This is a genomic window from uncultured Shimia sp., from assembly GCF_913054185.1.
Classification (GTDB): Bacteria; Pseudomonadota; Alphaproteobacteria; order Rhodobacterales; family Rhodobacteraceae; genus Shimia.
This window is the reverse complement of record NZ_CAJXIV010000160.1, coordinates 1-3875: the sequence shown is the minus strand read 5'-3', so window position 1 is coordinate 3875 and position 3875 is coordinate 1. Positions and strand designations below refer to the sequence as shown.

Here is a 3875-nt window from a genome sequence, read left to right as displayed (position 1 = left end):
GGGCAGTTTGTCGGCACACATGCGGCCCTGATCGTCGGTGGGGACACGTTCGATGTTGTCGGAGCCAAGGCCAATCAGGCGCAGGGATTTGAGCACGGTGGCGTGGATTTCTGCGCTGGCGATCACGCGCAGGGCAGGGGCACCAAACAGGCTTTTGCCACGGGGGTGGCCGAGGCGGTCCAACAATGTGTCGCGCGCGGTGGCCAGCAGCGTCATGTTGGCCATGGTCGCGCCGGTGGTGAAGGCACCTTCGGTCTGGGCGGGCAGATCCAGCAGATCGATGGTCCAGCGCACGGCGGTTTGCTCCATCTGTATCACCGAGGGGCCGGTGTCTGCATTGGCACACTGATCCCAGGCAGACAGCAGGGCGCGGGCACCGGAGGCGGCGGGTAGGGCACCGCCAATGACGTAGCCGAAGTAACGGCCAGCGGCGGTGGCAACGGTGCCGGCACCACCCGCGTCTTGCATCAGGGAGAGCACGTCGTTGGGGGTCTGGCCGTTTTGGGGGAGTGGGGTGTTAAGCGCAGAGAGTTGGGCTGTGTCCGCGTTCACTTGGCGGTCCGAGAGCGATTGCAGGTAAGTTGCGCCAAGTTTTGCGCCTTGCGAGTAGGCTTGGGCTTGGCGGGTGAGGGGATCATGGGATAGGGTCATATCGAGATCGATCTATATAAGGAATCATCTATATTGATAATTGACGATATAGAGAAAGAGTCAACTGAGTCGGTGACGGCGCAGGCAAAAGTCTTTGCCGCGTTGTCCAGTCCGGTGCGGTTACAGATCATGCTGTGGCTGTTGGACCCACGACCGCATTTTGCGCCACAGGTGGATGGGGATTTGGTAGAGGATGGCGTCTGTGTGGGGCGGATTGTTGAGAAGCTGGACCTGTCGCAGCCCACGGTGAGCGCCCATATGAAGAAGCTGAGTGCCGCCGGATTGGTGCGCGGCAAGAAGATCAACAACTGGATTTTCTATAAGCCGCAGCGAGAGGCAATGAAGGTGGCTGGTGTGGTGTTGGGGGTGCCAAAATAGCGACCTGGACTCTCGGGACAGAAAAAGGCCAGCCTCTTGCGAGACTGGCCTTTGGTGTTCTTTGGTCTGAAAAATTGAGAGCTTACGCCCCGCCCAGATGCTCCACGTGGTTGCGCAGCTCTTCGGCCTCTTGGCGGGCATCCCGCAGGCCGTCCATGGCGGCGCGCAGTTCGGCTTCGGTTTGGGCCAGCTGATTGGTCAATTCGGCCTCACGCTGCTGGAGATAGGTGATCGCTTGATCGCGGGTTTCTTCAGCTTCGTGCAGCTCCTGGGACATGCGCTCCAGTTGGTCGACGTCTGCTTGCGCGACGCGGGTGAAGCGGTGCACCAGCCAATTGGCAAACCAGCCCATGCAGAAGGCCACAAACAGAATGACGGCTGTGGTCAGGATGAACTCAATTCTGGTCATTGCTCTGGTCCTCTGCGCCGTCTTGTGGTGCGGCGTTGTCTGTGGGTGTCTCTGTGGTGGTGTCATCAGCCGTGTCAACGGCGGCGTCTGCCTCTGGGGTGGCGACTGCGTCTGTGGCTGTGTCGTCGGTGGCGGCGTCCTCAGAAGGGGCTGCCTCGTCGGTGGTCTCGGTCGCGGCTTCTGACGCTGTCTCGCCGGTGTCCTCTGAAGCGGCCTCAGGGGTGTCCGCCTCGGTTGCCTCAGCTTCGTCATCGCTTGCTGCTGCGTCGGCTTGGGTGGCTTCAGCCTCAGTTTCGGTCGCGTTTACCGCAGCGTCGGTGGTCTCAGTAGCCTCTTCAGCGGCAGCGGCCTCAGCCTGTTCCGCTTCCGGTACAATACGGACAAACTCGATGCGGCGGTTGGCTTCGCGACCCTCAGCGGTGTCGTTGTCCCCGATCGGTTGGCTTTCGCCATAGCCAAGTGCAAGGAAGCCTTTGGTCAGAACGCGGCGATCTTGCAGGGCGGTCAAAACGGCCAGAGCGCGGGTTTGCGACAGGGCCTGGTTCATGCTCTCGCGGCCTTGGCTGTCGGTGTGGCCCTGGATCTCGATTTGCAGATCAGGACAGGCGTTCAGCTCTTCGGCCAGTTTGTCGATGATCGCAGCAGCGCTTTCGTCCAATGTGCCGCTGCCCGGTTCAAAGGCAATTTTGGTCTCGTCCTGCAGTGCTTTGATATTGGCCATACACTCTTCATTGGTGGGCAGGCCTGCAAGCGGGTCCAGCGCCTCAACATAGGTCACGTTGATCGCGAAATGATCGGTTTGGCTTAACTTTGCGGCCAGCAGCTGTGCAATGCGGCTGTTGGTTTCGGTGTTGCCGGTTTTGCCGGTGATAGACACGGACTCAGGTGTCACCAGAAGCGCGCCGTTGTTGAGCATGGTGAGCGCGTCCAATCCAGCCATCACGCGGAACGGCCAAGTGGGGGGCAGGGTCTCGTCCAATCGGGTCGCCATATGCACGGTTTCGGTGCCAAAACGGGCGCGGGCGTAGGCGTCGGTGGTGTCCCGAGCGATGTCGTTGGGCAGGCGGCCGCGCAATTGCACCAGACCTTCGGGGCTGAGCGTGGCGGTGAACTCCTGAGCCACAGCCCCGTCGTCGTCAGCCTCGGGTGTGGGTGGCAAGATGGCCAACAGGGCAAAGGCTTCGGGCAGGGTGCCTTCGAGTTCGCCAATTACCCGATCAAACAAGGCCTGGTCGGTGCCCATCAGCGCGGTCAGAGTGATGTCAGCATCTGAGATGGTCAGCGTGCCGCCGCCAAGGTCGCCAAGACCACGCATCGCGGAGGCCACGGCGTCCGCCCAGCGGGTGGAGGGCACACCAAGGCCAATCACACATTCGGTGTTGCCGGTCAGGCCAGCAGCGCGGGCGGCGGTTAGAATGCGGGCGCGCGCTTTGTCGGTGTCCGCAGAACAGGCATCAAACCGTGCACCATCCTCGTCCATCAGGAAACGCAGCGTGAACGGCGTGATGACGGGGCGCGGGGCGGAGATATCTAGGTTGATCTCAAGCCCAGTTGGTGCGCGGCGGGTGAGGTCAATCTCCAGCTCGGCACGCTCTTCTGGGCTGTCGGCCATGGCGGTCACGTCAACGCGGCCTGCCTTCACCGAGATTTTGGACCGTGGCAGGTCTTTCAATGCGGAGATGGCAAAGCGGGTGGCCGACGACCAGCCAGACGGTGCGGCGTAATCGGCAGTTTCCAACAGATCCGCAACTTCGCCATTGGCGGAGATATCTTTGAGTTCGCGCAACATACGGTCACGATCTGCGCTTTCTGGGATCAGGCCGATCAGCGAGATGCCGGCGTCATTGCGCAGGATTTCTACCGAAAACCGGGGGGGCGCGATGGCGGCAGTGGCGGGCACCTCCATGTTGTCGATCACCCGCGCGGCATCAACGATGCGGCCGGCGGCGGAGATGGCTTTGAAGCGGTCTGCTTCAGAAGGAGCCACGCCCGCGAGGAAGATCTGCAAGCCTTCGGCGTGCACTTCTGCCCAGTCCATGCCGGACTTGGAAAGTTCGTGCTCTACCGTGGTTTTGGAAGTGTCTTCGATCAGGTCGGCAGACAGGCTTGCGGCAACGAGGCTCAGAAGCCCCGCCGTGGCGAAGGTAACAAAAAGGATGAGGAGGGAAGAAAGTCGCATTTAGAAAGTGTGGTCCGTCCAGTGGTGCATGGTTGATACGGCGTTATGGCCCAGCTTGCAATCACAGGAAAAAGGCGACGGCGAAAAACAGCAGAGGGATGAGGCCGGTGTCGCGGTTGGCGCGGAACAGGCGCAGGAGGACAGCGGAATCGTCCGTGTCGAGTTGGCGCAATTGCCATTGCATGTGCCACCCCATGGCGAGCGGTCCCAAAAGCGCGACGGCCATTGCGGCAGGGCTGTGGTTGATGGTGACCATCA

Annotated in this window: 3 protein-coding genes and 2 pseudogenes; 1 reads left to right on the top strand and 4 read right to left on the bottom strand. The window is 61.2% G+C overall.

Going from position 1 to position 3875, the window contains the following annotated elements:
• Window positions 1-651 (bottom strand): annotated as a pseudogene (locus QZ517_RS19775) (pyridoxal-dependent decarboxylase); the annotation flags it as partial.
• A gap of 33 nt (window positions 652-684) precedes the next feature.
• Here QZ517_RS19775 and QZ517_RS19770 point away from each other — a divergent pair.
• A complete protein-coding gene (locus tag QZ517_RS19770; protein WP_294230696.1) occupies window positions 685-1029 on the top strand; it encodes a metalloregulator ArsR/SmtB family transcription factor in 345 nt (114 codons plus the stop codon).
• Between the two features lie 82 nt (window positions 1030-1111).
• Here the strand turns inward: QZ517_RS19770 and QZ517_RS19765 are convergent, their stop codons facing one another.
• The 3 genes and pseudogenes from QZ517_RS19765 to ubiA form a co-directional block, all read right to left on the bottom strand.
• The gene (locus tag QZ517_RS19765; RefSeq protein WP_283425915.1) at window positions 1112-1438 is read right to left on the bottom strand and encodes a hypothetical protein; all 327 of its coding nucleotides are present in this window, start codon (window positions 1436-1438) and stop codon (window positions 1112-1114) included.
• Window positions 1425-3617 carry an OmpA family protein gene (locus QZ517_RS19760; RefSeq protein WP_294230691.1) on the bottom strand — a complete coding sequence of 731 codons (2193 nt, stop codon included), beginning with the start codon at window positions 3615-3617 and terminating at the stop codon, window positions 1425-1427. Before QZ517_RS19760 ends, QZ517_RS19765 begins: the two co-directional genes overlap by 14 nt.
• Before the next feature lie 61 nt (window positions 3618-3678).
• A pseudogene (gene ubiA, locus QZ517_RS19755) lies at window positions 3679-3875 on the bottom strand (4-hydroxybenzoate octaprenyltransferase); the annotation flags it as partial.